The following is a 26,809-nucleotide window of genomic DNA, read 5'->3' as shown; positions in this document are numbered from 1 at the left end:
GCCTCACCCATGCATTGCGGGTCACCTATGTGACCGCCGCCCTGGGTTCTCGGCTGCCACTTCCCAGGGAACTGTGTTGTCCCGGTCTCGGAACCTCCCGCTAGTTTCCGCACTCGCCGGGCTGAATCGCGTCGTATTGCGTGTTTTCTGCCTCGAGTTTCATGCACCACCTGTCTCGCGAAGACGGGTCTACTGCTGAGGACCGAACACTGTGGCTATCGCTATTTTGCCTACCTCGCCGCCGATTCCATTGCGGCGCAACGCTCGATCCACTCCCACACTCGTGCGTTCGCCCGCACCGCCGAGGACGGGTGTGCAGGTCGTTGCTCCGGATCTTCGGATCGCGGACAACCCCGCTGCATCGGTCCTTCGTGTCGCTTCCGCGGAAGGTCCGATCTCACGCGATAGTGCCGCTCGTGCAACAGGATTGAGCATCGCAACCGTCAACCGGCAAGTATCCGCACTGCTTGGCGTCGGACTTCTTCGTGAACGAGCAGACCTCACCGCCTCCGGTGCCGTCGGACGTCCGCGGATACCGTTCGAGATCAACCACGAGCCATACGCCACCATCGGAATTCACATCGGTGCCGTGGTCACCAAAGTCGTCATCAGCGACTTGCGTGGTCGCATTCTCGGCGCTGTCGAGATCTCGACGCCTCCAGGGTCGGCGCCGGCTGCACTTGCGTCCATCACCCGTAGCGCAGGTGCTTTCGCCGCGCGGTGGCATCGCCGCACCCCACTCTGGGTGGGAGTTGCCGTGGGTGGTCGCGTCGATACGGCGACCGGCTCGGTCGATCATCCACGACTGGGTTGGGAAGGCGCTCAGGTCGGGACGATCATCGGTGGGGGGTTGGGGCTTCCGGTGTCCGTGTCAGGGCACGTCGAAGCCATGGCCGCATCGGAGCTGTTGCTGGCGCCGGTGCGGACCGCCGAGGTCACGACCGGAACGAGTCTGTACTTCTACGCCCGTGAAACCGCTGGAATCGCGCTGACCATCGACGGACGCGTCCACACTCCGTCGACCGGCCCGGGATCGATCGCACATGTGCCGACCGGATCGAATGCGCAGTGCTTCTGCGGCAGTCGCGGATGCCTCGAAGCCACCGTCAGCGACCGAGCCGTCGTAGCGGCGGCCGTCGAGCGAGGTGTGTTGACGGCGGCCGAGCCACGCCGGTCGGTTGCGACGCTGCATCAACTCGCACAGAACGGATCGCTCGGAGCGCAGGAGGTGCTGACCGAGCGAGCGCAGGCGCTCGGCAAGACCGTCGGGTTGTTGCGTGATCTCTTCAACCCGGATCGGGTTTTGCTCGGTGGCCAGGCTTTCACTGAGTATCCCGCCGGAATCCCACACGTCGCATCGGCGTTCTCGCGATCATCGACGTTGCCGCGTAGGGACATTCGCATCACCGGCTTCGGCAGCAAGGTTCAAGAGTTCGCGGCAGCAGTGGTCTCGCTCAGTTCGGTGTACTCCGATCCGCTCGCCTCCATGCGTCGGGCCGCAGCCTGAACGGGCGTTGGGCCGCTGCCGAGTCGGGCCCTGCTCTCGGCGACAATGGGCGCCATGGCAACGAGTGAGGTTCGGCAGGCATGCAGCATCGACGGCACCAACATCGTCTACCGAGTTTCCGGTGATCCTGCCGCTCGGCCGTTGATATTGCTGCACGGCTGGGCGCAGTCCTCGGCGTGCTGGGGTGAGGGCGTGTTGAACGGGTTGGCCGACTCGTATCGGTTGATTGCCGTGGATCTGCGCGGACATGGGTATTCGGACGCGCCCGCCGACGGTTACGCGGACCCCCTCAATTGGGCGGGTGACGTCCACGCAGTCCTCACCGCGGAGGCAGTAGCGGCGAATGCCGTTCTACTCGGCTGGTCCTACGGCGGTCTCGTGATCTGCGACTACCTCGCCGAACACGGGAGCGAGGCGACGGCGGGGGTCGTCCTCGTGGGCGCGATCACCGGTATCGGCCGAGGGGAAGCCGGCGGAAAGGTCGGGAGTTCGATGCGCGCGGCGATCCCAGATGCGATGTCGGAGGTGCCGAGCGTCGCCATTCGCGCACTCGGTAGCTTCGGTAATGCACTCACCGGCCCGGTCGAGGGGAAGGGAGCGCAGGCACAGCAACTCTTCGGGCTCACTCTCGCGACACCCCCTCGCGTCCGGGCCGCATTGTTCGACCGGACGGCCTCCCACGATGATCTTCTGAGCAGCCTCGGGGTGCCGGCCCTCGTCCTGCACGGAACCGCCGATACGGTCGTCGACGTCTCGTCCGGACGACACGCTGCATCGTTGATCCCGAAGGTCACCGAGTCGTATTGGGAGGGTGTCGACCACGGTCCGTTCGTTACCGACCCTGCTCGTTTCGTGGCGGAGGTCGGGGCCTTCATCGAGGGTCTGTGAACGTCCGTACTGTGGGGGAGTGCAAACTGGAACGGTGAGTGGTCGCCAGTTGAACCGGGTTGCGGTGCTGTCACTGCATACCTCTCCACTGGCACAGCCCGGCATGGGTGATGCCGGTGGCATGAATGTCTATGTGCTTCAGAGCGCCAAAGAGCTGGCCAAGCGCGGCGTCGAGGTGGAGATCTTCACCCGGGCGACGTCCTCGGCCGACGAACCTGTCACCGAGGCAGCACCAGGTGTTCTGGTGCGCAACATCGTGGCCGGGCCGTTCGAGGGCCTGGACAAGCAGGATCTGCCGACCCAGTTGTGCGCATTCGCGGCAGGTGTACTTCGCGAAGAAGCGCGTCACGACATCGGGTACTACGACCTCGTTCACTCCCACTACTGGCTATCCGGACAAGTCGGTTGGCTTGCGCGCGACCGATGGGGTGTGCCGTTGGTGCATACCGCTCATACGCTCGCCGCCGTCAAGAACGCATCGATGGCCGCTGGTGACTCACCGGAACCAGCAGCCCGGCAGATCGGTGAACAACAGGTCGTGGCCGAGGCTGATCGGTTGATCGCCAACACCTCGGGAGAGGCCCAGCAGCTCATCGACATCTACGGGGCATCACCGGATTCGATCGACGTCGTTGCGCCCGGCGCCGATCTGAGCAGGTACCGACCAGATGACAAAAAGGCAGCCCGCGCAGAGTTCGGAATCGACCCGAGCGAGACTGTCGTCGCGTTCGTCGGCAGGATCCAACCGCTCAAAGCACCCGACGTGCTGCTCCGGGCAGCCGCCGAGCTTCTCGCACGTGACCCGGGTGTGCCGCTTCGAATTCTCGTGGTCGGTGGACCGTCGGGTAGCGGTCTGGACCGGCCCGACAGTCTCATCGAACTTGCTGCTGTACTGGGCATTTCGGCGCGTGTGACGTTTCTGCCGCCACAGCGTTCGGAGAAGCTCGCGCAGATCTATCGCGCCGCTGATGTGGTAGCCGTTCCGAGTTACAACGAATCGTTCGGATTGGTTGCCATCGAAGCGCAAGCATGCGGAACCCCGGTGATTGCCGCCGATGTAGGCGGTCTCGGTGTCGCGGTCCGATCGGGCGAGACCGGTGTGTTGGTACAGGGTCACCGCACCGAGGACTGGGCTACTGCATTGGGAAACATGCTGCGCGACCGTACTGCGCTCGCGCGCATGGCATCTGCCGCGCCGATTCACGCCGCAGACTTCTCGTGGGAGCGCACCGCCGAAGGCCTCATGGAGAGCTACCGGGCCGCCAAGTTCCACTTCGATCGCCATGAAGCGCCGAGTGAATTCTCGCCGCGCCGATCACGGGGACTCTGGAAACTACGACGAACAGGAGCCGTCACGGCATGAGCGACACGATCACTCTCATCGACGAGGTCTTGACCGAGCGCGGACTCGAATATCAACGCAAGAACGACAATTCCTTCATCGTCGAGTTGCCGGGGGAGCGCAAGCTCAAGACCGCGACGATGCTCACTGTCGGTCGTCACGGTGTTCGCATCGAGGCATTCGTGTGCCGCAAGCCCGACGAGAACTTCGAAGGCGTCTACAAGTACCTCCTCCGACGCAACCGGAGAATGTACGGAGTTCACTACACGATCGACAAAGTAGGCGACATCTACCTCGTCGGTGGAATGTCGCTGCACGCGGTGACCGGGGACGAGATCGACCGAGTGCTGGGCCAAATTCTCGAGGCTGCCGACGGTGACTTCAATGTTCTGCTCGAACTCGGTTTCGCCGAATCCATCAAACGTGAATGGGCATGGCGTGTTTCGCGTGGAGAACCGTTGACCAATCTGGCAGCGTTCGAGCATCTCATCGACGACTGATCGGTGTGGCCGACAGTCGGTTTCGAATGGGTCTATCACCCGTTGTGACGGGGTTCACTGTAGGATTTCGAGCATCTGCCGTAAGCGTGTTCGAAGGAGAGCCATGAGCTTCAACAGCCCCTTTCCCGATGTCGAGATCCCGAACCTCAGTGTCTACGACTATCTGTTCGGGTCCATCGCGGAGGCTGATCTCGACAAGCCTGCGCTCGTCGACGGCAGCTCCGGAGCAGTCACCACCTACAAGGCTCTCATCGGGCAGATCGACGGCATCGCCGGAGCCCTCGCAGCCCGCGGTCTCGAACTCGGCGACGTCGTAGCGCTGCACTCGCCGAACATCCCCGCGTTCGCCTCGGTGTTGCACGGCATTCTTCGCGCAGGTGGTACCGCGACGACGATCAACGCGCTCTACACGGCCGAGGACATCGCCAAGCAGCTCACCGGCTCCGGCGCGAAGTTCCTCTTCACCGTCTCACCGCTGTACCCGCAGGCCAAGGTCGCAGCCGAGAAGGTCGGAATGGCGGACGATCACATCATCGTTCTCGACGGTGCAGAGGGCCACCCCAGTCTGCGGGACCTCCTCACGCAGGGCGCGCCCGCGCCGGAGGTGTCGTTCGATCCGTCGACACATATCGCCGTGCTGCCGTACTCCTCGGGCACGACCGGTGTCCCGAAGGGCGTGATTCTGACGCACCGCAACCTCGTGGCGAACGTTGCCCAGATGGAGCCTCGCGTCGGCATCGACACCGACGACGCGATCCTCGCACTGCTGCCGTTCTTCCACATCTACGGGCTGACCGTTCTGCTCAACATCGCGTTGAAACTGCGTGCTCGTCTGGTCACGATGCCGAAATTCGACCTCGTCGAATTCCTGCGCATAATCCAGGACAACAAGCTCACCTACCTCTTCATCGCACCACCCGTTGCCGTGGCGCTGGCCAAGCATCCACTGGTGGACCAGTACGACCTCTCGAGCGTGCACACCATCTTCTCCGGTGCTGCCCCGCTCGACGAGGAGCTCGGCAAGGCCGTCGCGAAGCGTCTGAATACGCGAGTTCGTCAGGGCTACGGGATGAGCGAGCTCAGCCCCGTCAGCCATGCCATTCCATTCGACCGCGACGACATGCCGCTGAGTTCGGTCGGGTTGCCGCTGGCGAACACCGTCAACAAGATCGTCGACCCGGGGACACTCGAAGAGATCGCTCTTCCGACCGAGGGGCGCTCGGAGCCCGGCGAGCTGTGGGTCAAGGGCCCGAACGTCATGGTCGGTTACCTCAACAACCCCGAGGCGACAGCCGAAACACTTGACGCCGACGGTTATCTGCACACCGGCGACATCGCCGTCGTCGATGCCGAGGGCGTCGTGTACATCGTCGATCGCCTGAAGGAACTGATCAAGTACAAGGGCTACCAGGTGCCGCCCGCAGAGCTGGAAGCGCTACTGCTGACGCACCCGGATATCGCCGACGCGGCCGTCATCGGAGTCATCGACGAAGCAGGCGAAGAGGTTCCGAAGGCATTCGTCGTGCTGCAGGCCGACGCGAAGATCGACGCGGACGGCGTGATGGCCTTCGTCGCCGAGCGCGTATCGCCGCACAAGAAGGTGCGCAAGGTCGAATTCATCGATATCGTGCCGAAGTCCGCGGCAGGCAAGATTCTGCGCAAAGACCTTCGCGCCGCGGAATCGGGCAAGTAGCAACAGCAGGTAGAAGACAAGCGCACCCCGTTCCGCGAGGAGCGGGGTGCGCTCGTGTCGGTGGGGGAACTCGAGGGGGGCGTCGTCATGGTGGGGACAAGCAATCCGTACACCCCTGGCGCGGGGGAAAGACCGCAGGCGTTGATCGGGCGAACCCAACAACAAGGCTTGTTCGACGCGTTGCTTACCGGGTTGGAGCGGCAACGATCCATGCGTTCGATGCTCGTTGTCGGGCTACGCGGGGTGGGCAAGACGGCACTGTTGCGCGATTGCGTGGAGAAGGCACGTGCACGGAACTGGGTGATCATCGATATCGAGGTGAGCAAACGCGAGGACGACGCGTTTCGCCGTCAACTCACCTTCGAATTGCGTGGAGCACTACTCGGACTCTCACCCCGCTCACGGTGGGGCAAGGCTGCCACTCGCGCAGCCGCGGTCCTGCAGTCCTTCGGACGCGGTGCAGACGGCTCGATGATGGCCAAGTGGGACGTCGCAACCGCTGATGGAGTAGCGGACAGTGGTGATCTGGCCGCCGACCTGACTCAGGTGATCTTGGCAATGGGTGACGCCGCACTCGAGAACTCGCGAGGTGTGGTGATAGCAGTCGACGAAATCCAGCTCTTGTCGCAGACTCAATACGCTGCATTGGTCTCGGCATTTCACCGACCGTTCCTGCGTGAATTGCCGATTACGTTGGTGGGGGCAGGTTTACCGCGCGCGGGCCTGACCGAAGAGATCGAGCGCTACGCCAAGCGGATCTTCGAGTTCCCTGCCCTGGGTGCCTTGACGGACGCAGACTCCCGGCGTGTCCTGAGCGAACCGGCGGCTGCACTCGGAGTGGAGTTCGAGGAAGCCGCGTTGGATGCCGCCGTCGAACTCACCGGCCGGTACCCCTACTTCCTGCAGGAACTCGGTGGTGCGGTCTGGTCCAACAAGGCCGGCAACACGATCAGCGCGCAGGATGTTGCTGCCGCGTCGGCGCAGTATTGCAAGGCGCTCGACGCCACGTTCTTCGCCAGAAAGTTCGGTCCGACAACTGATCTGGATCGCTCGTATCTGCGGGCGATGGCCGAGGCCGGTTCCGATCCGCAGCACGAGAGCGATATCGCCCGAATGCTCGACCGCACGGTTACACAGTGTTCGCAGACCCGCCGATCGTTGTTGGACCGAGGGCTGTTGTACGAATTCGACAGTGGCGGTGTGGCATTCACTGCTCCTCATTTCGACCGCTTCATCATCAGGGTCATGCCTTCTCTCACCGTTCCCGCTCGGGCCGCGCGCCGACGTCGGTTCGATCCGTAACAGTTTCGAAGAGCCGTCCTATTTTGAACTCGCCTTCGTCGGCGCGGCGCGGACGTGCGCGCGCTCGCCCTGCTTGCCGACCAGACTGAGAAACTCCACCGGGCCGGAGCTGGTAGCGCCGAACCAGTGGGGGGTCCTGGTGTCGAACTCCGCGGCCTCGCCGGGTTCGAGGATGAGATCGAGCTCGCCGAGGACGAGCCGTAATCTGCCGTCGAGAACGAAGGCCCAGTCGAAACCTTCGTGCGTGCGTAGCACAGGAGTTGCGTCGTCACGACCGGCGGGGAGGACGAACTTGTAGGCCTGAATACCACCAGGTCGACGCGACAGAGGCACGATGGTGGTGCCGTCGTCAGTGGGTAGTGGGCGCATGTTGATGCGGGGGTCACCGGTGGGCGGGGCGTCGACAAGCTCATCCAGAGTGACGCCGTAAGCGCGGGCCAGCGGTAACAGCTGTTCGAGGGTGGGGCGCCGAAGTCCTGCTTCGAGTCGGGACAGCGTGCTGGTTGAAATGCCTGTCTCTTCGGCGAGAGCGATCAACGTGATCTCGCGGCGCTGTCGTAATTGCTTGAGCCGCGGTCCTACGGCATCGATGGTGCGATCCGTGGCCTTGTTCATGCGGTTCGACTTTGCCATTCGGCAACAAGGTTTGCAATACCGCGCTGCTCCGGTCACTGTCGAAGAAGCCACCTATATCGAGAAGGAGAACATGCGATGACGCACTCGTTCGACAAAAATTACTGGGACCAGATCTGGCAGGGCGACCGCGCTGCGGGGATGGCTGCCAGTGAACCGAACCCGCACCTGGTCCGAGAATTCGCAGACTCGACCCCCGGCACCGCACTCGAAGCGGGATGTGGCGCCGGAGTCGAAGCGATCTGGCTCGCCGAACGCGGTTGGCAGGTCACGGCAGCCGACATTGCGACCGATGCTCTTGCTCACGCGGCCCAGCGAGCCACCGCCATGGGCGTCGCCGATCAGGTGCAGTGGATCGAGGCCGACCTGTCCACCTGGGAACCCGACGCAAAGTACGACCTGGTGACCACTCACTATGCGCATCCCGCGATGCCGCAACTCGAGTTCTACGACCGCATCGCATCCTGGGTCGCCCCCGCAGGCACCTTGTTCATCGTGGGCCATCTTCATCACGAGAATCACGGCGCGGACACCGAGCATGGTCATGGTCATGGGCACGAGGATCCGCCCGCGTCGGCCTCTGCGACGGCCGCCGGCATCACGGCACGCCTCGACCCTGCCGTCTGGGAGGTCGTCACCGCCGCCGAATCACACCGAGAATCGACGGCACCCGACGGCCGCCGTACCCCGATTCACGACGTGGTCGTCAAGGCCGTCCGCCGCCCGTGAGCTTGTGGGCGACCGGCGTGTGGGCATGGTGTTCCACCAAGACGACCTTTCGGCGGGATCCCGCCTGAAAACCGCGCAACCGGAACACCATGCCCACCTGTTCGGATACCGATGAGGGATTGACGTCACTGTCGAGATCGCTCAGGGCCGGTTGCGCGGACAACGCGCCGGCGTTGTCACGTCGTTCCTCGGAATTCCGTAGGGAGTGAGCTTCGGATCGCGGTGACGACCGGGGGTGCGCTGATCGGCAGCAGGTGATGGTAGTTCATCGTTTTGGTGCGAGCATTTTCACCCGAGCTGGAGTGCCGTTCGGGTCACGATTGGGGGAATCGTTGAAGGTCGACACCGAAATTTTAAGCATGTTCGCCGCGGCCCTGGGTGGTCTCGTTGCCTGGGGCGGTTCCAAGGTCATGCAGAATCTGTGGGATTGACATGGGTTCTGAAAGAGACCATCCGCATCCTCGCAGAGATCTTCCTGTGCTCCAGTGGATTCCACGGTGGCCGCAGAGAATTCAGTGGACGGGTTTCTCGAGTGCTGTGTTCATCGCGGCCTTCGCCGTACTGGTTTTCGTAGCGTTGTTCAAGGGAGTTGCCAACGGAAGTTGGCTGGCTACTGCCGGATTCGCCGGTCTGGCCATCGTGTTCGTGATCATGGCCGCGCACATGTCGGGCATAGCGGGTATTCGGTACGTGTCACTTTCTCGACGCGTTAGAAGCTGTGACCACCCCCGCTACGGGACAGGCGTCGAGATGCTGCGGCCGCCCCTATTGTCTACTCGTTTTCGGCTCTCCAGCCTCCAATGCGGGATCCGCATAATCGGCGTGGACGAGCACAGGTGGGGAGACACGGCGAACCCAGTTACGTCGCAGCGATCTTGGATCTGACGCCGGTCCACGATGGGACCGGGCCCGCCCGTTTGCCGGCGATGACCCCGGGACGTCCCACCGCGACGCTGCTGGACGGTCAGCGGCCGCGCCACTGGGGCGGACGCTTGTCGAAGAATGCGCTGATGCCCTCGCTCATGTCCTCGGAGGCGCGGAATACCTCGATGGCCTGTTCGGTGGCCTGCCAGCCGAGGGTGTCCTCGGCGGCTGTGATGGCGCGCAGCGCGCGCAGGGTTTCCCCCACGGCCATGGGGGAGGACAGGCAGATATCCTCGGCGAGGGCGAGCGCCCGCTCGAGCGCGCGGCCGGGCTCGGCCACCTCGTTGACCAGACCCAACTGGTATGCGCGTTCTGGCTCCAGGTGGCGGCCGGAGATGAGTAGCTCCCGCGCGATGTTCGGTGGCAGCGCCCGGGCGGCGCGGAAGAGCGCGCCCGAGGTAGCGACGAGTCCGCGTCGGGTCTCGGGAAGCCCGAAACGCGCGGTGCGGGAGGCGATGATCGCGTCGCAGGCGAGTGCGATCTCGAATCCGCCGCCGAGCGCGAGTCCTTCGACCGCGGCGATCAGCGGCGTGCGGCGCTCGCGCCGGATGACGCCGTACTCCCCGCCCCGCTCGGTCCGCAGGCTCACGCCCGCGCTGAGGTCGGTGCCCGCGCTGAACACCTGAGCGGTCCCGGTGATGATGCCGGCCCACAACTCCGGATCGTCCTCGAGCCGGTTCAGTGCCGCGTCGATGCCCTCGGCGGTGGCCCGGTCGATCGCGTTGCGTTTGGCCTCCCGCTCGAGGCGGATGACGAGTACCCGGCCCTGACGCTCCTCGACGACGCTCATGCCCGCACCCAGGTCGCGGCCGTGCCGATGTCCGCCCGCGGGGTGCGGAAGGAGTTGGCGGGGTGCGCGTCGTCGGCGTAGCCGAACGAGATGGAGCAGACCACCTTTCGGTCCTCGGGCAGGCCGAAGAACTCGCGCAGATAGGGTGCGCTGCCGGCGAGCGCGGCCTGCGGGATCGTCGCTACACCGAGGCTGTGTGCGGCGAGCAGGAAGGTGTTGACGTACAGGCCGCAGTCGACGGCTCCGTATATCCCGAGGGCCTCGTCCGAGGTGATGACGGCGACATGGGGTGCGCCGAACAGCTCGAAATTCTTCATCGTCTGCGCCGACGATGCCTGGCGGTCGCCGGCCGCGATGCCCACACTCGCGTACAGCTGCATCGCGCAGTCCTTACGGCGGGCGCCGTAATCACCCTGATACGCGGTGGGGAAGGGGAAGTCCGGCGCCTGCGGAGAGGTCAGCACGTACTCGCCGAGCCCTTTCCTGAACCGTTCGGTGCCCTCGCCCTCGGTGATCGACACCTGCCAGGGCTGGGTGTTGCACCAGGACGGCGTGCGCTGCGCCATCTCGAGGATCTGCTCGATCGTGCTGCTGGGCACGGGGTCGGTGCGGAACGCGCGGCAGCTGCTGCGCGTGTCGAGCAGCGCTTTCAGCTCGGAGTGGTGGCTGGGGGCCTGCGCCTCTATCACGATGGGACTCTCCTGATTTGATTGCCGGACAAGGGGATAGCGCGGTGGTGCTAGTCGACGCCGATGGGCGTGTCGCCGACGATCGAGATGCGCTCCATGACGCGACGCGCCGGGAAGTAGTCGCTCGAGGCGTAGTGCTGGCTGGCGCGGTTGTCCCAGAAGGCGATCGTATTCGGTTGCCAGCGCAGCCGAACTTGCAGCTCTGGGCGCATGGCATGCCGGTAGAGCATGCGCAGCAGCTCGTTCGATTCGTCCGCCGAGATGCCGAGGATGCGCTGGGTGAAGGCGACGTTGACGAACAGCACGCGGCGGCCGGTCTCGGGGATGACCCGCACCACCGGGTGCGTGACCGGCGGGAACTGGGGTCGCAGCATGTCGATCGCGTCCTGTGGCATCCCGGACCCGAACGAACGTAGCCAGTCGTGCTCGGCCTCGAGGTGGTCGATCCGCGCCTTGATGTCTTCGGGCAGCAGATCGTATGCCGCGCCCATGTCTGCCCACAGCGTGTCCCCGCCGACTGGGGGGATCTCGACCGCGCGCAGGACTGCCGCGAACGAGGGCGTCCGATGCCAGGTGACGTCGTTGTGCCAGATGTTCTCGGCGCCGACGGCGGTCGCGTCCTTGGCCAGTGTCGCGACGTCGATGTCGCTCTGCCCGGGCTGGGTGTACTTGTAGAACGGATGCTGCTCGAGCTCTCCCCACCGTGCGGCGAACGCGCGGTGCTCAGCCCGCGTGATGTCCTGGTCGCGGAAGAACAGCACCTTCCACTCGAGCAGCGCGCGGCGCAATTCCGCCAGGACCTCCTCGGTGAGGTTCCCGCCGAGTCGGATGCCGGAGATCTCGGCGCCGATGGTGGGGGTCTGCGGGTTCAGCGTGAACAGTTCGTAGGGCCGATCGTCCGTGGCTGCTGTCAGACGGGGGGCGATGATCGGCCCGAAGTATGCCAGCGGGTCGGTCGGAGTGGGGGCTGCGGTGCTGGGAAGCGCGTAGGTCATGGCGTGGCTCCTAGAGATACGGGGTGGGGGTCGAGACCGGGGCTTCGATCATGGCGGCGAGGGTGTCGACGAGGTTGGAGACGATCGCCGTGGTCTCGGCGTCGGTCCGGTCTGTGCCTTCCCGCGTGGCGAGGGCAGTCATGCTGAACATGACGGCGTTGTTGGTGCGCCAGGTCGCGATCTTTCCTGGCGCGGGGCAGAGCGCGACCAATAGCTGGTGGACGCGACGGTAGCTTTCCGCCTGCAAGTGTTTCTGGGTCACCTCGGCGAGTACGGGATCGATCACCGCCTGCACGAGAAAGCGCGCATAGCGGCTGCCGGGCCGGCCGAGTGTCTCGGCGGCGAGGGGGTGCACGAGGGCTTTCACGGCTTGTCGGACGGGCGTCGGATCGCCGGACGTCTCTATTTCCTCGAGCAGCTGCGTCCTGCGGGCGTTGATGGGTCCCATACGCGCCGCGACGAGGGCCTCGATGAGTCCCTCGCGGGACCCGAAGTGGTACTTGGCCGCCGACTTGTTCGACTGGTCCGCCGCGAGCTGGACGTCTTTGAGCGTGAGCGCGGGCAGTCCGCGTTCGGCGATGATCTGCTCGGCGGCGTCGATCATCGCGATTCGTGCCGTGATTGGGGTCACAAGATGTAGGTTAAGGTCGTAACCTTAAGCTGTCAAACGTCGCCTGAGCTGTGCGGGCGGTGAAGTCTGGCATGCCTCCGACTGAAAGAAAGAGTGCGATATGGCCTTGCGTGCACTATCGGGAACCGGCCGCGTGGTGGCTGCGTGCGCCGCGGTGGGACTGCTCCTCGTGGGTTGTTCGAGCGGCGAATCCGCCTCATCGGCGAGTTCGGACGACGTGGCCAACGGGCTCGTCGGGGTGCAGGCCGATGGTGATCCGAGGCCGGGCGGGACCATCGCTTACGCCGGCTACTCCTCGGTGAGCAGCCTGGACCCGGCCGCCCGGCAGGACGGCGGCTCCACTGGCGGCACCGAGATGGCCGCGCTCTACGACCTACTGCTGCGCTATGACCAGGATTCCGGCGAATACGTCCCCCAACTCGCGGAGTCGATCGCCGCGAACGAGGACAACACCGTCTGGACCGTGAAACTCCGCGACGGCGCCACCTTCAGCGATGGCACGCCCGTCGACGCGGCGGCGGTGACCTGGAGTATCGAGCGCTACCTGGAGAAGAAGGGAACCCACACGCAGGTGTGGGCGGCCTCGGTCGAGAAGACACAGGCGACCGACGACTCGACGGTCACGTTCACTCTCCAGCGTCCGTGGCGGGAGTTCCCGGCACTGCTGACCAGCGGACCGGGCATGGTCGTCGCGCCGTCGTCGATGGCCGGCGGCGAGTTCGCTCCCATCGGGGCGGGGCCGTTCACGCTCGAGCGGTTCGCTTCGCAGGAGGAGCTGGTGCTGACGGCGCGGGCGGACTACCGGGGTGGCAAGCCGTACCTGGACTCCGTGCGCTTCCCCGCGATCGTCAACGAGACCACTCGCCTGGAGTCGGTGCAGTCCGACAACGTGCAGATCGCCTACCTGCGCAACCCCGAGAACGTGCACAAGGCAGAGGAGGCCGGTCTGCCCGGCGCGTTGTACACGGCCAACATGAGCGGCACGGTGATCATCAACAACCGTGAGGGCCGCCCGGGTGCGGACGAACGGGTCCGTCGGTCGCTGGTCGCCGCGTACAACCCCGATCTGTTCAACCAGCGCGTGCAGAGCGACAGCGGAGTGGCGAGCAGCGACATGTTCGCGCCGCAGTCGCGGTGGCACTCCGACGTCCCGGGCGCCGGCTATGACCCGGACACGGCCCGCAGCCTGCTCGCCGAGGCCAAGGCCGATGGTTACGACGGCAAGATCACGTACGTGGGCACCAACGACCCCGAGACCCAGCGCAGCGCCCTCGCGATCCAGGCGATGCTTCAGGACGTGGGCTTCGAGGTCCAGATCAACTACGCCAGCTCGATCAACGACCTGGTCAAGATGCTGTACGCGCAGCACGACTACGACGTCTCCTACGCCGGCTTCAACGTGCTCGACGAGGCCCCGTTCATCCGGATGTACGGCAACCTCCACAGTGCGTCCGCGTCCAACGTGCTCGGTTACGCCAACCCCGCCATGGACGAGCTGCTGGGCCGGCTTCAGACGGCTCGCGAGGACGACGACCAGCGCCAGACCCTGGCGGAGATCCAGACTCTGGTCAACGAGACCGCGCCGATGGCAGTGACCGGGCCCTATCGGTTGTTCATGCCGTTCGCGGACAACGTGCGCGGCGTGCAATTGAGCTCGGACGGCATCCTGTTGTTCGACAAAGCGTGGACCACCGACTGATCACCTCTTCCGGGGAGCGCGAGGCGATGCTGCGGCAACGGACCGAGCCCGGACGATCATCAGTTTTGTAGAGACGAAAAAGTCCCGGCTCCGAGCCGATGAAACCAATCGACCAACACTGGAGGACCTCGATGTACCCCGCACTGCACGCCCGCACCCATCCCGACCGCGTCGCCGTCCGGATGAGCGATGGCCCCGGCGTCACTTACGCCGAGCTCGACGAGCGCTCCATCCGGCTGGCCCGTGAACTGCGGGGGCGGGGTCTGCAGGTGGGCGACGGCATCGCGATCCTCGCCGAGAACCACGTCCGGTTCTTCGAGAGCTATTGGGCTGCAGTGCGTTCTGGTCTTTACATCACTGCGATCAACCGGCACAGCACGCCAGAGGAAGCCGCCTACATCATGGCGGACTCCGGCGCGAAGGTGCTGATCTGCTCGCACGGCCTGCGGGAGACCACCGCCGGGCTGCTGCCGCTGCTCGACCCCGCCGTGCACCGCATGATGTTCGACGGCGTGATCGACGGCGTCGAGCCCTACGAGGAGCTGCTGGCGCGGCAGTCGGCGGAGCCTCTCGACGACGAGCCCCGCGGACAGCTGATGCTGTATTCCTCCGGCACGACGGGCCGGCCCAAGGGCGTCAAGCGTGCACTGACCGGTCTGCGGGTCGACGATCCGGCCGCACCCCGGAGCTCCGGCCTGGCCCGCAAGATCACCACGATCGACGAGGAGTCGGTGTATCTCGTGCCCGCGCCGCTCTATCATGCGGCGGCGTTCAACTGGTCGATCGCGGTGCAGGAGATAGGCGGCACCGTCGTGGTGATGCCGAAGTGGGATCCTGAGGAGTTCCTCGCGCAGATCGAGCGGCACCGCGTCACCCACACCCAGGTCGTCCCCACGATGATGGTGCGGCTTCTCAAGCTCGACCCGGGGATCCGCACTCGCCACGACCTGTCCTCGCTGCAGGGTCTGCTGCACTCGGCCGCGCCGTGCCCTGTCGACGTCAAGCGGGGGGTGCTGGACTGGCTGGGCCCGATCGTCGACGAGTACTACACCGGCACCGAGGGCATCGGCGTCACGTTCATCGCGGCGCGGGACTGGGGGGAGCGGCCAGGCACCGTCGGCCGATCGGTGACGGGCGTGATCCACATCTGCGACGACGACGGTGCGGAGGTGGACACGGGGGAAGTCGGGACCGTGTACTTCGCGCGGGAGGACATACCCTTCAATTATCACAACGACGACGCGAAGACCGCCGGCGCGATGCACCCGGACCGGCCGACGTGGTGGACGATCGGCGACATGGGCCGCGTCGACGCCGACGGCTACCTGTACCTGACCGACCGCAAGGCGTTCATGATCATCTCCGGCGGCGTCAACATCTATCCCGCCGAGATCGAGGGCCACATGATCATGCACCCGGCGGTCGCCGACGTCGCGGTGTTCGGCCTGCCCGACGCGGACATGGGTGAGTACGTGCACGCCATCGTGCAGCCGGCGGCAGGCATCGTTGCTGGTCCTGAGCTGGCAGCGGAGCTGCTGGAGTTCGCGCGCGAGGGGCTCTCGCGGTTCAAGGTGCCGCGGGTCCTCGATTTCCGGGAAGAGCTGCCCCGGATGGAGTCCGGCAAACTCCGTAAGGACGTCCTGCGCGCGGACTACCTTCCCGTGTGAGCCGAGAGAGTCCGGCTGTGGGGGTGCGGGTCAGGACGAATGTGGCCGCGGCACAACGGGATGCCCACTGAAGATCGAAATGCGGTTGAAAGAGTTGATGGTGATCGCGGTGAGGATCAGCAACGATATCTCGTCGTCGGAGAGAGATTGCCGAACCAGATCGTAGTCTTCGTCGCTCGAGTGTTCTTTGTTCACCAGGGTGACGGCTTCGGCGATGTGCAGGGCCGCACGTTCTTTCACGGTGTACAGGGTGGTTTCGCGTCAGCTGGGTAGGACCGCAACGCGTTGCAGGGTTTCACCGGCCTTGAACGCGGCGGCGCTATGCACGTCGAGGCAGAAGGCACACCCGTTGATCTGTGAAACCCGAAGGTTTACCAGCTCCAAAATGATTCGATCGAGCCCTACGTCAGCGGCCTGCGACCGGAGTTCGCCTGCAGCAGCGGCCATTGCCTTGTATACCGTTGGGCTTTGCTTGTCGATGAATACTCGACCCTGCGGTCACTTGTTCTCGGCCCGGACGATTTCGAGTGTGGCAGGTGTAACCGGGTCGAGGGCGTCGTCGAAGTCGTGGTGCTTTTCGACGAATCTGGCAACGTACGAGCAGACCGGGACTATGCGCTTACGGGCATCGCGGGTGCGACTCAACGCAGCGGCAACCAATTCTCCGGCCAGGCCTCGTCCGGAATACTGATCGTCGATCACAGTGTGATGAAAAATCCGTTGGTTGTCGGCATCGATGTAGGCCGCGAACCCGGCGCGCTGCCCGTCCACATGGATTTCGTAACGGTGGTGATCGGGAGCATCGACTATTGTCGAACCGTGGCCGTCGTCGTTGTGGTCTCCATTGGTCATGATCCCACTATGCCCCAGAATGCCAGGCTGTCGTCCGAATCGGCATCCGGGTTGTCATGAGATGAGGGTCGGTTGTGAGTAACCTGGAAGCCTCGCCGCAGGAGTTGTCGTGTGAATCGCGTCTTGATCGAGTCGTACAAGTTCTCGAGGCGCGGGAAGTCCCGTTGGGTGGTCCTCGCGCAATGACCGTCCGGCGCACTCTGCCGCAGCGCACTCGATCATTGATCGGGGCATGGTGTTTCGTCGATCACTACGGGCCAGATGACGTCTCTACCGGCGTTGGCATGCAGGTCCCGGGTCATCCACATACTGGGCTGCAAACCGTGTCGTGGCTTTTCCGCGGTGAAATCGAGCATCGTGACACCACTGGAACGCGCGCGATGGTCCGCCCCGGCGAATTGAACGTGATGACGGCGGGCACAGGAATAGCGCATTCGGAATTCTCGACACCGAACACTTCCGTCCTGCACGGTGTGCAGTTGTGGATCGCATTGCCGGCCGATCATCGGTTCACCGAACCTGCATTTCACCACTACGTTCCGCCGATAGTCGAGCATGGCGGGATTCGTGCAGCGGTCTTTCTAGGATCGCTGTTCGGCCAGACTTCGCCCGTCGAGATGTTCAGCCCTTTGGTGGGAGCCGAGATAGTCGTGCCGGCGGGAAGCACTGCGCGTCTCGATGTCGATGTCACGTTCGAACACGGCGTCCTCGTCGACACGGGTGAGGTCACCGTGTCCGGGATAGCAGCCAGCACCGGGCAATTGATCTATCACGAGCCCGGCGTGGAGACGATCACCGTGCACGCATCCACAGACCTCGACGCACGAGTTCTGCTCCTCGGAGGTGAACCGCTGAACGAGCGAATCATCATGTGGTGGAACCTCATCGGACGCAGTCACGAGGAGATAGTCCAGTTCCGCACGGAATGGGAGCAGGCGCGTCGAGACAATTCGTCCGCCACGCAGTACGGGGCATTTCCCGCAGAATGGGAAAGCACGCTGCCAGCACCGGAATTGCCGAACACCCGGTTACAACCACGCGGATGAGACGCACTCGGCAGACCGAACACCGTTTTTGTAAACCGCGCACACGTGCTCGGACCTGAATGTGGCGCGCAGGTCGGTAAAAACGGTGTCCGGTCCACGCGCGCCAACTGTTGCGCAGTTCATGAGAAACTGACCCCATGAGTATCGGAACCTTGATTCTGCTCCGCCACGGCGAGAGTGAATGGAACTTCTCCAACCAGTTCACCGGGTGGGTCGATGTCCGCTTGACGGACAAGGGAGAGGCCGAAGGCAAGCGTGCCGGCGAGCTCCTGGTCGACGCGAACCTGCTGCCCGACGTGTTGTACACCTCGCTTCTGCGTCGAGCGATCAGCACGGCGAACCTCGCGCTCGACGCAGCGGACCGGCATTGGATCCCCGTCGTTCGTGACTGGCGCCTCAACGAGCGTCACTACGGTGCGCTGCAGGGATTGAACAAGGCGGAGACCAAGGACAAGTACGGCGACGAGCAGTTCATGCTGTGGCGTCGTAGCTACGACACGCCGCCGCCCGCGATCGAAGCAGGCAGCAAGTACAGCCAGGACGCGGACCCGCGCTACGCCGACCTGCCGACCGTGCCGCTGACCGAATGCCTGAAGGACGTAGTAGACCGGCTCATCCCGTACTTCGAGGAGACGATCGTCGCCGAGCTGAAGGCTGGCAAGAACGTTCTGGTCGCGGCGCACGGCAACTCACTGCGGGCGTTGGTGAAGTATCTCGACGAGATTTCCGACGCCGATATCGCGGCACTGAACATTCCTACCGGCATTCCGCTGCGCTACGACTTCGAAGCCGGCGAGGGCAAGCTGGTTCCGAGCAACCGGGGAGGAACATACCTGGACCCCGAAGCAGCGGCAGCGGGAGCGGCAGCCGTCGCCAATCAGGGCGGAAAATAGGCTCTCCGGTGGTTCGGCGGCTCCATTCGGTGTCCGATTCCCCGAACTTCAGATGAACGGTCGAAGAACACTGTCGGCGAGGCCGGTTGCGACCAGGGGAATGCCTGCGCCCTGCGTATACGAGCTCCACATCGAACGTACGATTCCGGTGTGAGTGTTGCATCGGCTGTGCTGCTGGCTATCGCAGCGGCCTTCGTTGGGTACCTCGTCGGCGGTGTTCTGATCCCGTACCTCGCGACTCGGCATTCGGCGCGGACACGCGCGGCATCGGGATTGACGATGCCGCAGGTGCTGGACCTGATCATTCTCGCGTCCGAGAGCGGCATCGCCGTCGTAGACAGGTTCCACGACGTCGTCCTGTCGAATCCGAGGGCCGAGGAACTCGGTCTGGTGCGTAATCGACTCATCGACGGTCGTGCATGGGAAGCCGCACAAAAGGTTCTCGGCGACGGGAATCCCGTCGAGGTCGACATCAGTTCGAAGGAAGCCAGGACGACGACGAGTCGAGACCGGATGGCGGTCCGGTGCGTGGCTCGGCTGCTGAGCAAAGAGGACCAACGTTTCGTTGTCCTGTTCGCCGACGACGATTCCGAGCAGGCCCGGATGGAAGCGACGCGTCGGGACTTCGTCGCCAACGTCAGCCACGAATTGAAGACTCCAGTCGGTGCGATGAGCCTGCTGGCCGAAGCTCTACTCGAATCAGCTGACGACCCGGACTCGGTCCGTCATTTCGGCGGTAAGGTCGTCGCCGAATCCAAGAGGCTGGGCAGCATGGTGAGCGAGCTGATCGCACTCTCGCGCCTGCAGGGGGCCGAGAGGCTCCCCGACCTCGACGTCGTGGATGTCGATACCGTAGTCAACGAAGCCCTCGATCGGTCGAAGCTCGCATCGGAGAACGCCGGAATCAGTGTCACCACGGACCACCCGAGCGGCCTGGAAGTACTGGGGGACCAGGCGCTACTCGTGACGGCACTCGCCAACCTGATTCAGAACGCGATCGCATACTCGCCCGATGGTTCACCCGTTTCGGTGAGTCGAGGTCTTCGTGGCTCGAATGTTGCGTTCGCGGTTACCGATCGTGGAATCGGCATCGCCAAGGAAGATCAGGAGCGGGTCTTCGAGCGATTCTTCCGCGTCGACAAGGCGCGTTCGAGAGCCACCGGCGGCACCGGCCTCGGTCTGGCGATCGCCAAACACGTCGCAGCCAACCACAACGGCAGTCTTTCGTTGTGGAGCAAGCTCGGCACCGGATCCACCTTCACCCTGCAGATCCCGGCGTACTTCGAAGAAGACGACCCTGCGTCGACAGAAAGAGAGACACAGTGACCAACGTGCTTATCGTCGAGGACGAGGAATCGTTGGCCGAACCTTTGGCCTTCATCCTCCGGAAGGAGGGTTTCGAGGTCACCGTCGCCGTAGACGGCCCTTCGGCGCTCGCAGAATTCGATCGGGCAGGTGCGGACATCGTGCTCCTCGATTTGATGCTTCCCGGCATGAGCGGAACGGACGTGTGCAAGCAATTACGTTCGCGCTCAGGTGTTCCCGTCATCATGGTGACGGCACGTGACAGTGAGATCGACAAGGTGGTCGGGCTCGAACTCGGCGCAGACGACTACGTCACCAAGCCTTACTCCGCCAGAGAGTTGATCGCACGTATCCGCGCGGTCTTGCGTCGGGGCAACGATGCCGAGCTCGACGGCATCGTCGACACTGGTGTGCTCGAAGCCGGGCCTGTTCGCATGGACGTCGAACGGCACGTCGTGCTGGTGAACACCGAGCAGATCACGTTGCCGCTCAAGGAATTCGATCTACTCGAATATTTGCTGCGCAACTCCGGGCGCGTACTCACCCGGGGTCAGTTGATCGATCGGGTGTGGGGTGCGGACTATGTCGGCGACACCAAAACCCTCGATGTGCACGTGAAACGGCTGCGATCGAAGATCGAGCAGGATCCGGCCAAACCCGAACGTCTCGTCACCGTACGCGGGTTGGGCTACAAGCTCGAGGGGTAGGCGACCGCATCGCAGGGGAGTGGAAGTGCTTGTCCACGAAGCATTTCCACTCGCCTGAAACTACTTGGTCCGCTGCGCCTCGCGGGTTGCCGGGTGGACCGCTATGAGGCCCAATCCGCGACGGCGTTTGCACAGCGACGCCAACTCGTCGTACGCGGGCTTTCCGAGCATCTCGGTCAGTTCGGGCTTGTACGACTCGAAAACCTGCTTCTCTCCGACGTGCGCGTCGGGGGAGCCGGAGCAGTACCAGGAAAGGTCGTGACCGCCCTCGCCCCAACCGCGACGGTCGTACTCGCCGATGGTCGTCTTGAGGATCTCGGTGCCGTCGGGCCGGGTGATCCAATCCTGCGTGCGGCGGATGGGCAATTGCCAGCACACGTCGGGTTTGACCTCGAGCGGCTCGATGCCTTTGCGTAGGGCCATCGAGTGCAGCGCGCAGCCGATGCCGCCGGCGAATCCGGGGCGGTTCTGGAAGATGCACGCACCCTTGTACCGACGTGTGCGCAGCGATTGCTCGTCGTCGAGGTCGTCGAGTTCGACGTAACCCTTCTTCCCGAGGCCCTTGTCCATCAGTTGCCAGTCTTCCGGAGTAAGTAGCTTCACCGACTCGTCGAGCTTGCGCTTGTCGTCGTCATCGGACAGGAAGGCGCCATGTGAGCAACAACCGTCGTCCGGGCGACCGGCAACCGTGCCCTGACAGGCCGGAGTGCCGAAGACACACGTCCAATTGGACAGAAGCCATGTCAGATCGGCCGCAATGATGTGCTCGGCATTGTCGGGATCGGGAAATTCCACCCATTCGCGAGGGAAATCCAGATCAACTTCTGCAGCAAAAGTCTGCTGCCCACTACCTGGTGTCACAAGAGAGGACGGTAGACCCAGTACCGTGGTCATGTGCGATTAGGGGTGCTCGACGTCGAAAGCAACACCACACATCCATCGGTGATGGATGCGATTGTCGGTGGCCGTCCCGACCCGGAACTAGCCGCGAACGAACGCTTCGACGTTCTGCGGAGTGGGCTCGAATCGGAACTGCCGACGTATTTACCTACTGTGGGCAACCCGGACCGTACGGTGGGAACGTCGAGGACGATTCGATCGTTGGTCCGAAGGTCGGGCGCGGACCGTGCAGGATGGGGATGCGTCGGTGACGATCGGTCACCACAGTCGGTGTCAGGAGCTTTGGTAGCGGAGGCGAGCATGCGAGCACTGTCGATCGACCCGATCGAAATCCGTTCGAGGGCGCTGAGGGAAGGTTTGATTGTGCGGAAGCTGGACACCGAAACGACCGGCGATCCGGTAGTGAGCTCGACATGACGAACAACAACGCAAACCCGGAGGACACCGGGCAGATTTCCGTTGCCGAGCTACTCGCGCGGAACGGTCAGAAGTCGAACCTCAATTCGGGCGGACGCCGCCGTCGAGGCGTCAAGGGCGGTATCTCCGTCGCCGAGTTGACCGGGGAAATCCCCGTCGTGCGCGACGAACCGGTCTCTGCCGAAGCGCCGGTCGTCGAACCGCCGCGTGCCGCCGCGCCGTCACCGCAGCCGACGCCCAAGCCTCAGTTCCAGCAATCTTCTCGCAGGCAGCAGGAGCCGGAACTGTTGTCGGGATCGACGACAGCTGCAGCCGATCTGCTGAATCAGGCTCACGACGAGAACGAGCGTCGGCCTTACGGGTCGGCAGCCACACCGCGACCGGTGCCGGTCCGTTCGCGTCAAGACACCGTGTCGCGTCAGGAAGCAGTGTCGCGTCAAGACCCAGTGTCGCGTCAAGAACCAGTGCCGCGTCAAGAACCAGTGTCGCGCCAGGAAACAGTGGCGAAGCCGAACCAGGAAGCGAAACCGGTCGAGCGCAGTTCCCGCACGTCAGGCTTCGTTCAACGCAGTCGGTTCTCACGCACCGAAGCAGACGCTGTTCCGAAGACCGACGTGGTCGACAAGCCGTCGCAGGCTCGGCCGCGGGCGGCCGATCAGCCCAGCACAGCCGCGATGCCCGCTCAGTCGCGACCGCAACCCTCCAACCCGGTCGCGGTGGCTCAAAAGAAGGCAGTCGAAAAGAAGGCACCGGAAACCGAGAAGAAGACAGCGGCGTCGCCCGCTGCAGCACCGACACCGGATGCGAAGCCGAAATTCGGGAGAGCGTTCGAGCGCCGCGCAGCATCGAAGCCCGATGACGCTGTGACCGAGGTGACCGATGCCGTCGTCCTCGAACCGGTCGACAAGAAGGTCGAGGCGGTCGACAAGAAGGATGAGAAAGACCAGATTGTCGCCGAGGACGATCTCGCGACTGAGGCCGCGGACGCCTCGAAGGAACGATCCGACAAGAAGAATGCTGCCAAGCAATGGCTCGCACTCGCAGGACAGGGCGCCGTCGCAATCGTGGTGGGCGCACTCTTGTTCAAAGGCTTCGAGAAGCTCTGGGACATGCTGCCATGGGTTGCCCTGACTCTGGCAGTCATCGTCATCGTCGGGTTGGTGGCCGTGGTGCGAATTCTGCGTCGAACCGACGATTTGCTCAGCATGGTCATAGCCATCGCAGTCGGGGTGTTCGTGACGTTGGGACCGCTGGCTTTCCAATTGAGTACGGGCTGAGTCGACGGTGGCGTCGAAAGGCTTGGTAGCAGTCGGATTGTCGACAGCTTCGGTGTATCCGCAGAACACCGAAGCGGCGTTTCGCTATGCGGCAGAACTCGGCTACGACGGCATCGAGCTGATGGTGTGGGCCGAATCGGTGAGCCAGGAAGTCGACGCCGTCGCGGCGCTCTCTCGTAAGTATTCGGTTCCGGTGCAGGCCATCCATGCCCCTTGCCTGCTGATTTCCCAACGAGTCTGGGGCGCCGACCCGGCCGCAAAACTGGAACGTTCGGTGCAGGCTGCAGAGAAATTGGGTGCCTCGACAGTCGTGGTGCATCCGCCGTTTCGGTGGCAGCGGAAGTATGCCGACGGATTCGCCGATCAGGTGGCGGACCTCGAGATGGGTTCGGACGTCGTGGTCGCCGTCGAGAACATGTTTCCGATGCGTGCAGATCGGTTGTTCGGCCGCAAGGAAGGATCTGCGGCGAGACTTCGCAAGCGCGGCGGCCCTGGTGCTGCGCTCTCGGCGTTCGCGCCGTCCTACGACCCGACCGATTCCGGGCACGCGCACTACACGCTGGATCTGTCACATACGGCAACTGCCGGGACCGATGCGTTGGAGATGATGAATCGCATGGGTGCGGGTCTGGCCCATCTCCATCTGGCCGACGGTCGAGGTGCGTCGGTCGACGAGCATCTCATCCCCGGGCACGGCGAACAACCATGCGCCGAGGTGTGCACAGAGTTGGTTCGTCGAGGTTTTCGCGGGCAGGCCGTCATCGAGATCAATACGCAGAACGCACGCACGCTGCCCGAGCGGGCGTCGATGCTCGGGCAGGCTTTGGCATTCGCACGGCGGTATCTCGGATAGTTCGGCTCCTGCGACAGCGCACTCATTTTCGGACTCGCACGGTGGGGGATCGCCGAGACCGACCTGGCGATGACGCCGGTGGAATCCATGCGCAAACGATCTTCACCCCCCATGACTTCACCCCCCCACGAAAGGCCCGACCGATGACCGAACCCAGCCCCTTTCGTTCGGCTACCGCACTGACGATCCTCGCGCGTACCGACGTCGAGGGTTCCTTCGCAGCAGTGATCGACTCCGTCTGGACCATCGGCCCCAAAGTGCACGGTGGCACGATGCTCGCCACCTGTGCAGCGGCAGCGAAGGCTCAGCTCGACGACGCGGAGGCGCAACCTCTCGCCGTCAGCGTCAGCTACTTGAATGCGCCCGACCCCGGCCAGGTGGATCTGACGACGATCGTCCGCAAGCGAGGCAAGCAAGTATCGAGCGTCGACGTCGAAATGTCCCAGGCCGGCCGGGTGGCGGTGCGGGCCGTCGTCACTCTGGGGCGCCCGGATACCGACTCGCCGCGACACGAAGTTCCCTCGGCGCTCGCGTCGATGGCTATCGAACCCCCTGCGGATGCCGACGCGGTCGGCGGGGAACATCCGATGGCGTCGGTAGTGCACCTGGCGCAGGGGTGCGATATGCGAATCGACCCGACATCGGCGCACTTTCTTACCGGTAAACAGGGCGAATCGGAGATTCGCATGTGGGTCCGGCCCCGTCCGGGCGACGAGGCCGATGCCGACACCGCCGTCCTGTTCGCACACATGACCGGTGACATCTGCGCACCCGTGACGATGAACCGCGGACTGTTCGGCTGGGCTCCGACCGTGCAGTTGACGTCCTACCTTCGTCGTCGACCCGCTCCCGGTTGGTTGCGGGTAGCTGCGAGCAGCACCGTGATCGGCGCTACGTGGTTCGAAGAAGATCACCTGGTACTGGACTCGACCGGAGCCGTGGTCGTGCAGAGCAGGCAGCTGGCGATGGTCCCGCGCTAGGCACGGTGAGGTCGCCTCTAGAGTTGCGGCCATGACGAGAATTGCTGTAATCGGCGGTGGCCGCATCGGTGAGGCGCTGATCGCGGGCCTGCTCGAATCGGGGCACCCTGTCCGCGACCTGGTGGTAGCGGAGAAGTTCGAGGCCCGAGCCCGCGAGTTGGCCTCGACGTTCGGGATCCTGACGGCGTCGATCGCGGAGGCATCGGAGAACGCGGATGTCATCGTGCTGGCGGTCAAGCCTGGTGATGTGGATGCCGTGCTCACCGAGGTCGCCAAGATCGACCTGGACGGAGAACGCGAACAACTGATCGTCTCACTCGCCGCCGGGGTGCCGACTTCGAAGTTCGAATCCAAGCTTCCAGCAGGCTTCCCGGTCGTCCGGGTGATGCCGAATACGCCGATGCTGGTGGGCGAGGGCATGAGCGCGCTGGCCCCGGGGCGACACGCGAAGGCCGAGCACCTGGCACTCGTACGGACCGTTCTGTCCTCGGTCGGCAAGGTGGTGACGGTGAAAGAGTCTCAGCTCGACGCTGTAACAGCTGTTTCGGGGTCCGGGCCGGCGTACTTCTTCCTCGTCGCCGAGGCGATGATCGACGCGGGTGTCGGCCTCGGATTGGCCCGGGATGTGTCCACTTCTCTCGTCGTTCAGACGATGGTGGGGTCCGCGGCGATGCTCGATCGGTCCGAAGAGTCCGCAACGGAGCTTCGTTACGCGGTAACTTCTCCTGGCGGAACGACGGCCGCAGCAGTGCGTGAATTGGAAACAAACGGCCTCCGAGCAGCGTTTTTCGACGCTTTGGGGGCCGCGAAGCGTCGATCCACTGAGATGGGCATCACAGCTGAATAGAGATTCGATTGCCTACACCCGTCGCAGTAACCCCATTGGTCCCGCTAAGCTCATCAATAGCACGTGCGTGTCTGTTCGGCAGGAGGGGAAGCCTGCCGCGCGAGACGTGCCGGAGGTAAGTGGATCAATGACGCCTATAAGCAAGTCTTCCAAGGGTTCGTCCCTGGATGGCCAACCAGCTTTTGCTGGAACGCAGTTCCTCACAGTCGCCGAAGTGGCGTCACTGATGAGGGTGTCCAAAATGACTGTGTACCGATTGGTACACGGCGGAGAGTTGCCCGCTGTACGGGTGGGTCGATCGTTTCGTGTGCATGCAAAAGCTGTGCACGATTACCTCGAGACCTCGTACTTCGATGCGGGCTGAGTAGCGCTCGCGCTCTCGGGTGAAGTCGGGCCGGTTTCGCAGACGAATGTCTGCACCGGTAAGATCTACACTCGTCGTGCCAGTCGCTGTTGTTGCATCGGGCTCTGGCTTCTGCAGCGCCCGAGCGCCAGCTTGGGGATCGACAACTCCGTAAGGGGTTCGAGGATGCCAGGTAGGCGTACGCAACTTCGCGTGCGCGAAAACGTAGACAGAACGTGAGGAACACCCGCCATGGGTTCAGTGATCAAGAAGCGTCGCAAGCGCATGTCGAAGAAGAAGCACCGCAAGTTGCTTCGTCGTACCCGAGTTCAGCGCAGGAAACTCGGTAAATAGAGTTCCTCGAAAGAGGCCCGTCACCTTATGGTGTCGGGCCTTTTTC

The 26,809-nt window shown here is 63.8% G+C and carries 28 protein-coding genes and 1 pseudogene; 20 read left to right on the top strand and 9 right to left on the bottom strand.

Going from position 1 to position 26,809, the window contains the following annotated elements; translation table 11 throughout:
- Nucleotides 1–211: 211 nt before the first annotated feature.
- The 6 genes from BJD99_RS07890 to BJD99_RS07865 all read left to right on the top strand — a co-directional run bounded on the left by BJD99_RS07890 (nucleotide 212) and on the right by BJD99_RS07865 (nucleotide 7,232).
- Nucleotides 212–1,507, top strand: a complete 1,296-nt coding sequence (locus tag BJD99_RS07890; RefSeq protein WP_084346224.1) for an ROK family protein — start codon at nucleotides 212–214, stop codon at nucleotides 1,505–1,507.
- Nucleotides 1,508–1,561: 54 nt separating this feature from the next.
- Nucleotides 1,562–2,395 (top strand): alpha/beta fold hydrolase, encoded by an 834-nt coding sequence (locus BJD99_RS07885; RefSeq protein WP_084346396.1) that lies wholly within the window; start codon nucleotides 1,562–1,564, stop codon nucleotides 2,393–2,395.
- A 19-nt stretch (nucleotides 2,396–2,414) separates the two neighbouring features.
- Complete coding sequence (gene mshA / locus BJD99_RS07880; protein ID WP_256895545.1) at nucleotides 2,415–3,758, top strand: D-inositol-3-phosphate glycosyltransferase; 1,344 nt, start codon at nucleotides 2,415–2,417, stop codon at nucleotides 3,756–3,758.
- Nucleotides 3,755–4,237 carry a YbjN domain-containing protein gene (locus BJD99_RS07875; RefSeq protein ID WP_084346223.1) on the top strand — a complete coding sequence of 161 codons (483 nt, stop codon included), beginning with the start codon at nucleotides 3,755–3,757 and terminating at the stop codon, nucleotides 4,235–4,237. The genes mshA and BJD99_RS07875 overlap by 4 nt, the downstream gene beginning before the upstream one ends.
- 103 nt (nucleotides 4,238–4,340) lie before the next feature.
- On the top strand, nucleotides 4,341–5,930 hold the full coding sequence (locus tag BJD99_RS07870) for an AMP-binding protein (protein ID WP_084346222.1): 1,590 nt from the start codon (nucleotides 4,341–4,343) through the stop codon (nucleotides 5,928–5,930).
- Nucleotides 5,931–5,990: 60 nt separating this feature from the next.
- Nucleotides 5,991–7,232: an ATP-binding protein gene (locus BJD99_RS07865; RefSeq protein WP_143542088.1), complete on the top strand. Its 1,242-nt coding sequence runs from the start codon at nucleotides 5,991–5,993 to the stop codon at nucleotides 7,230–7,232.
- Nucleotides 7,233–7,250: 18 nt separating this feature from the next.
- Here the strand turns inward: BJD99_RS07865 and BJD99_RS07860 are convergent, their stop codons facing one another.
- Nucleotides 7,251–7,847: a helix-turn-helix domain-containing protein gene (locus BJD99_RS07860; RefSeq protein ID WP_084346220.1), complete on the bottom strand. Its 597-nt coding sequence runs from the start codon at nucleotides 7,845–7,847 to the stop codon at nucleotides 7,251–7,253.
- A gap of 96 nt (nucleotides 7,848–7,943) precedes the next feature.
- Here BJD99_RS07860 and BJD99_RS07855 point away from each other — a divergent pair, with 96 nt between their 5' ends.
- Nucleotides 7,944–8,594, top strand: coding sequence for a bifunctional 2-polyprenyl-6-hydroxyphenol methylase/3-demethylubiquinol 3-O-methyltransferase UbiG (locus BJD99_RS07855; protein ID WP_084346219.1), 651 nt, complete (start codon nucleotides 7,944–7,946; stop codon nucleotides 8,592–8,594).
- A 512-nt stretch (nucleotides 8,595–9,106) separates the two neighbouring features.
- Here the strand turns inward: BJD99_RS07855 and BJD99_RS20955 are convergent.
- The 5 genes from BJD99_RS20955 to BJD99_RS07825 form a co-directional block, all read right to left on the bottom strand.
- Nucleotides 9,107–9,247, bottom strand: coding sequence for a hypothetical protein (locus BJD99_RS20955; RefSeq protein WP_179142234.1), 141 nt, complete (start codon nucleotides 9,245–9,247; stop codon nucleotides 9,107–9,109).
- Between the two features lie 311 nt (nucleotides 9,248–9,558).
- Nucleotides 9,559–10,308 (bottom strand): enoyl-CoA hydratase-related protein, encoded by a 750-nt coding sequence (locus tag BJD99_RS07840; protein WP_084346216.1) that lies wholly within the window; start codon nucleotides 10,306–10,308, stop codon nucleotides 9,559–9,561.
- Complete coding sequence (locus tag BJD99_RS07835) at nucleotides 10,305–10,997, bottom strand: nitroreductase (protein ID WP_179142233.1); 693 nt, start codon at nucleotides 10,995–10,997, stop codon at nucleotides 10,305–10,307. Before BJD99_RS07835 ends, BJD99_RS07840 begins: the two co-directional genes overlap by 4 nt.
- Nucleotides 10,998–11,047: 50 nt before the next feature.
- Entirely contained in the window at nucleotides 11,048–11,992 is a 945-nt protein-coding gene (locus BJD99_RS07830; RefSeq protein WP_084346215.1) for a TauD/TfdA family dioxygenase, read from the bottom strand.
- A gap of 10 nt (nucleotides 11,993–12,002) precedes the next feature.
- Nucleotides 12,003–12,623, bottom strand: a complete 621-nt coding sequence (locus BJD99_RS07825) for a TetR/AcrR family transcriptional regulator (protein ID WP_256895544.1) — start codon at nucleotides 12,621–12,623, stop codon at nucleotides 12,003–12,005.
- Between the two features lie 100 nt (nucleotides 12,624–12,723).
- Between BJD99_RS07825 and BJD99_RS07820 the strand changes: the two genes are divergently transcribed.
- Nucleotides 12,724–14,322: an ABC transporter substrate-binding protein gene (locus BJD99_RS07820; protein ID WP_084346214.1), complete on the top strand. Its 1,599-nt coding sequence runs from the start codon at nucleotides 12,724–12,726 to the stop codon at nucleotides 14,320–14,322.
- Nucleotides 14,323–14,453: 131 nt separating this feature from the next.
- Complete coding sequence (locus BJD99_RS07815) at nucleotides 14,454–15,989, top strand: acyl-CoA synthetase (protein WP_084346213.1); 1,536 nt, start codon at nucleotides 14,454–14,456, stop codon at nucleotides 15,987–15,989.
- Nucleotides 15,990–16,019: 30 nt separating this feature from the next.
- Here BJD99_RS07815 and BJD99_RS07810 read toward each other — a convergent pair.
- Together BJD99_RS07810 and BJD99_RS07805 are read right to left on the bottom strand one after the other, a co-directional pair.
- Nucleotides 16,020–16,469: pseudogene (locus tag BJD99_RS07810) on the bottom strand (carboxymuconolactone decarboxylase family protein).
- Between the two features lie 18 nt (nucleotides 16,470–16,487).
- Complete coding sequence (locus BJD99_RS07805) at nucleotides 16,488–16,841, bottom strand: GNAT family N-acetyltransferase (RefSeq protein WP_084346212.1); 354 nt, start codon at nucleotides 16,839–16,841, stop codon at nucleotides 16,488–16,490.
- A gap of 74 nt (nucleotides 16,842–16,915) precedes the next feature.
- Between BJD99_RS07805 and BJD99_RS07800 the strand changes: the two genes are divergently transcribed.
- From BJD99_RS07800 to BJD99_RS07785, 4 genes are all read left to right on the top strand, one after another.
- A complete protein-coding gene (locus tag BJD99_RS07800; RefSeq protein WP_084346211.1) occupies nucleotides 16,916–17,887 on the top strand; it encodes a pirin family protein in 972 nt (323 codons plus the stop codon).
- 137 nt (nucleotides 17,888–18,024) lie between these two features.
- A complete protein-coding gene (locus BJD99_RS07795; RefSeq protein ID WP_084346210.1) occupies nucleotides 18,025–18,780 on the top strand; it encodes a phosphoglyceromutase in 756 nt (251 codons plus the stop codon).
- Nucleotides 18,781–18,930: 150 nt separating this feature from the next.
- Complete coding sequence (locus tag BJD99_RS07790) at nucleotides 18,931–20,106, top strand: cell wall metabolism sensor histidine kinase WalK (RefSeq protein WP_084346209.1); 1,176 nt, start codon at nucleotides 18,931–18,933, stop codon at nucleotides 20,104–20,106.
- Complete coding sequence (locus BJD99_RS07785) at nucleotides 20,103–20,792, top strand: response regulator transcription factor (RefSeq protein ID WP_084346208.1); 690 nt, start codon at nucleotides 20,103–20,105, stop codon at nucleotides 20,790–20,792. The genes BJD99_RS07790 and BJD99_RS07785 overlap by 4 nt, the downstream gene beginning before the upstream one ends.
- Before the next feature lie 60 nt (nucleotides 20,793–20,852).
- Here the strand turns inward: BJD99_RS07785 and BJD99_RS07780 are convergent, their stop codons facing one another.
- The gene (locus BJD99_RS07780; RefSeq protein ID WP_247595957.1) at nucleotides 20,853–21,686 is read right to left on the bottom strand and encodes a hypothetical protein; all 834 of its coding nucleotides are present in this window, start codon (nucleotides 21,684–21,686) and stop codon (nucleotides 20,853–20,855) included.
- Here BJD99_RS07780 and BJD99_RS21410 point away from each other — a divergent pair, their 5' ends adjacent.
- From BJD99_RS21410 to BJD99_RS07745, 7 genes are all read left to right on the top strand, one after another.
- The gene (locus BJD99_RS21410; protein WP_306294091.1) at nucleotides 21,687–22,109 is read left to right on the top strand and encodes a hypothetical protein; all 423 of its coding nucleotides are present in this window, start codon (nucleotides 21,687–21,689) and stop codon (nucleotides 22,107–22,109) included.
- Nucleotides 22,106–23,386 carry a hypothetical protein gene (locus BJD99_RS07770; protein ID WP_084346207.1) on the top strand — a complete coding sequence of 427 codons (1,281 nt, stop codon included), beginning with the start codon at nucleotides 22,106–22,108 and terminating at the stop codon, nucleotides 23,384–23,386. The genes BJD99_RS21410 and BJD99_RS07770 overlap by 4 nt, the downstream gene beginning before the upstream one ends.
- 7 nt (nucleotides 23,387–23,393) lie before the next feature.
- The gene (locus tag BJD99_RS07765) at nucleotides 23,394–24,239 is read left to right on the top strand and encodes a sugar phosphate isomerase/epimerase (protein ID WP_179142232.1); all 846 of its coding nucleotides are present in this window, start codon (nucleotides 23,394–23,396) and stop codon (nucleotides 24,237–24,239) included.
- A 143-nt stretch (nucleotides 24,240–24,382) separates the two neighbouring features.
- On the top strand, nucleotides 24,383–25,219 hold the full coding sequence (locus BJD99_RS07760) for a thioesterase family protein (RefSeq protein ID WP_084346206.1): 837 nt from the start codon (nucleotides 24,383–24,385) through the stop codon (nucleotides 25,217–25,219).
- Nucleotides 25,220–25,250: 31 nt separating this feature from the next.
- Nucleotides 25,251–26,066: a pyrroline-5-carboxylate reductase gene (gene proC / locus BJD99_RS07755; RefSeq protein ID WP_084346205.1), complete on the top strand. Its 816-nt coding sequence runs from the start codon at nucleotides 25,251–25,253 to the stop codon at nucleotides 26,064–26,066.
- Between the two features lie 127 nt (nucleotides 26,067–26,193).
- Nucleotides 26,194–26,430, top strand: coding sequence for a helix-turn-helix domain-containing protein (locus tag BJD99_RS07750; RefSeq protein WP_084346204.1), 237 nt, complete (start codon nucleotides 26,194–26,196; stop codon nucleotides 26,428–26,430).
- 231 nt (nucleotides 26,431–26,661) lie between these two features.
- Nucleotides 26,662–26,763 (top strand): 30S ribosomal protein bS22, encoded by a 102-nt coding sequence (locus BJD99_RS07745; RefSeq protein ID WP_003402602.1) that lies wholly within the window; start codon nucleotides 26,662–26,664, stop codon nucleotides 26,761–26,763.
- Nucleotides 26,764–26,809: the final 46 nt, after the last annotated feature.

The sequence above is a fragment of the Rhodococcus sp. 1163 genome (assembly GCF_002091985.1).
Classification (GTDB): Bacteria; Actinomycetota; Actinomycetes; order Mycobacteriales; family Mycobacteriaceae; genus Rhodococcoides.
This window is presented reverse-complemented; position numbering and strand designations above follow the sequence as displayed.

Excerpts from the sequence above, each read along its gene's own strand:
- BJD99_RS07885 (WP_084346396.1), top strand. The coding sequence starts at position 1,562 with ATGGCAACGAGTGAGGTTCGGCAGGCATGCAGCATCGACGGCACCAAC.
- BJD99_RS07875 (WP_084346223.1), top strand. The coding sequence starts at position 3,755 with ATGAGCGACACGATCACTCTCATCGACGAGGTCTTGACCGAGCGCGGA.
- BJD99_RS07870 (WP_084346222.1), top strand. The coding sequence starts at position 4,341 with ATGAGCTTCAACAGCCCCTTTCCCGATGTCGAGATCCCGAACCTCAGT.
- BJD99_RS07860 (WP_084346220.1), bottom strand. The coding sequence starts at position 7,847 with ATGAACAAGGCCACGGATCGCACCATCGATGCCGTAGGACCGCGGCTC.
- BJD99_RS07855 (WP_084346219.1), top strand. The coding sequence starts at position 7,944 with ATGACGCACTCGTTCGACAAAAATTACTGGGACCAGATCTGGCAGGGC.
- BJD99_RS20955 (WP_179142234.1), bottom strand. The coding sequence starts at position 9,247 with ATGATCACGAACACGATGGCCAGACCGGCGAATCCGGCAGTAGCCAGC.
- BJD99_RS07840 (WP_084346216.1), bottom strand. The coding sequence starts at position 10,308 with ATGAGCGTCGTCGAGGAGCGTCAGGGCCGGGTACTCGTCATCCGCCTC.
- BJD99_RS07830 (WP_084346215.1), bottom strand. The coding sequence starts at position 11,992 with ATGACCTACGCGCTTCCCAGCACCGCAGCCCCCACTCCGACCGACCCG.
- BJD99_RS07820 (WP_084346214.1), top strand. The coding sequence starts at position 12,724 with ATGGCCTTGCGTGCACTATCGGGAACCGGCCGCGTGGTGGCTGCGTGC.
- BJD99_RS07815 (WP_084346213.1), top strand. The coding sequence starts at position 14,454 with ATGTACCCCGCACTGCACGCCCGCACCCATCCCGACCGCGTCGCCGTC.
- BJD99_RS07805 (WP_084346212.1), bottom strand. The coding sequence starts at position 16,841 with ATGACCAATGGAGACCACAACGACGACGGCCACGGTTCGACAATAGTC.
- BJD99_RS07795 (WP_084346210.1), top strand. The coding sequence starts at position 18,025 with ATGAGTATCGGAACCTTGATTCTGCTCCGCCACGGCGAGAGTGAATGG.
- BJD99_RS07780 (WP_247595957.1), bottom strand. The coding sequence starts at position 21,686 with ATGACCACGGTACTGGGTCTACCGTCCTCTCTTGTGACACCAGGTAGT.
- BJD99_RS07770 (WP_084346207.1), top strand. The coding sequence starts at position 22,106 with ATGACGAACAACAACGCAAACCCGGAGGACACCGGGCAGATTTCCGTT.
- BJD99_RS07760 (WP_084346206.1), top strand. The coding sequence starts at position 24,383 with ATGACCGAACCCAGCCCCTTTCGTTCGGCTACCGCACTGACGATCCTC.
- proC (WP_084346205.1), top strand. The coding sequence starts at position 25,251 with ATGACGAGAATTGCTGTAATCGGCGGTGGCCGCATCGGTGAGGCGCTG.
- BJD99_RS07750 (WP_084346204.1), top strand. The coding sequence starts at position 26,194 with ATGACGCCTATAAGCAAGTCTTCCAAGGGTTCGTCCCTGGATGGCCAA.
- BJD99_RS07745 (WP_003402602.1), top strand. The coding sequence starts at position 26,662 with ATGGGTTCAGTGATCAAGAAGCGTCGCAAGCGCATGTCGAAGAAGAAG.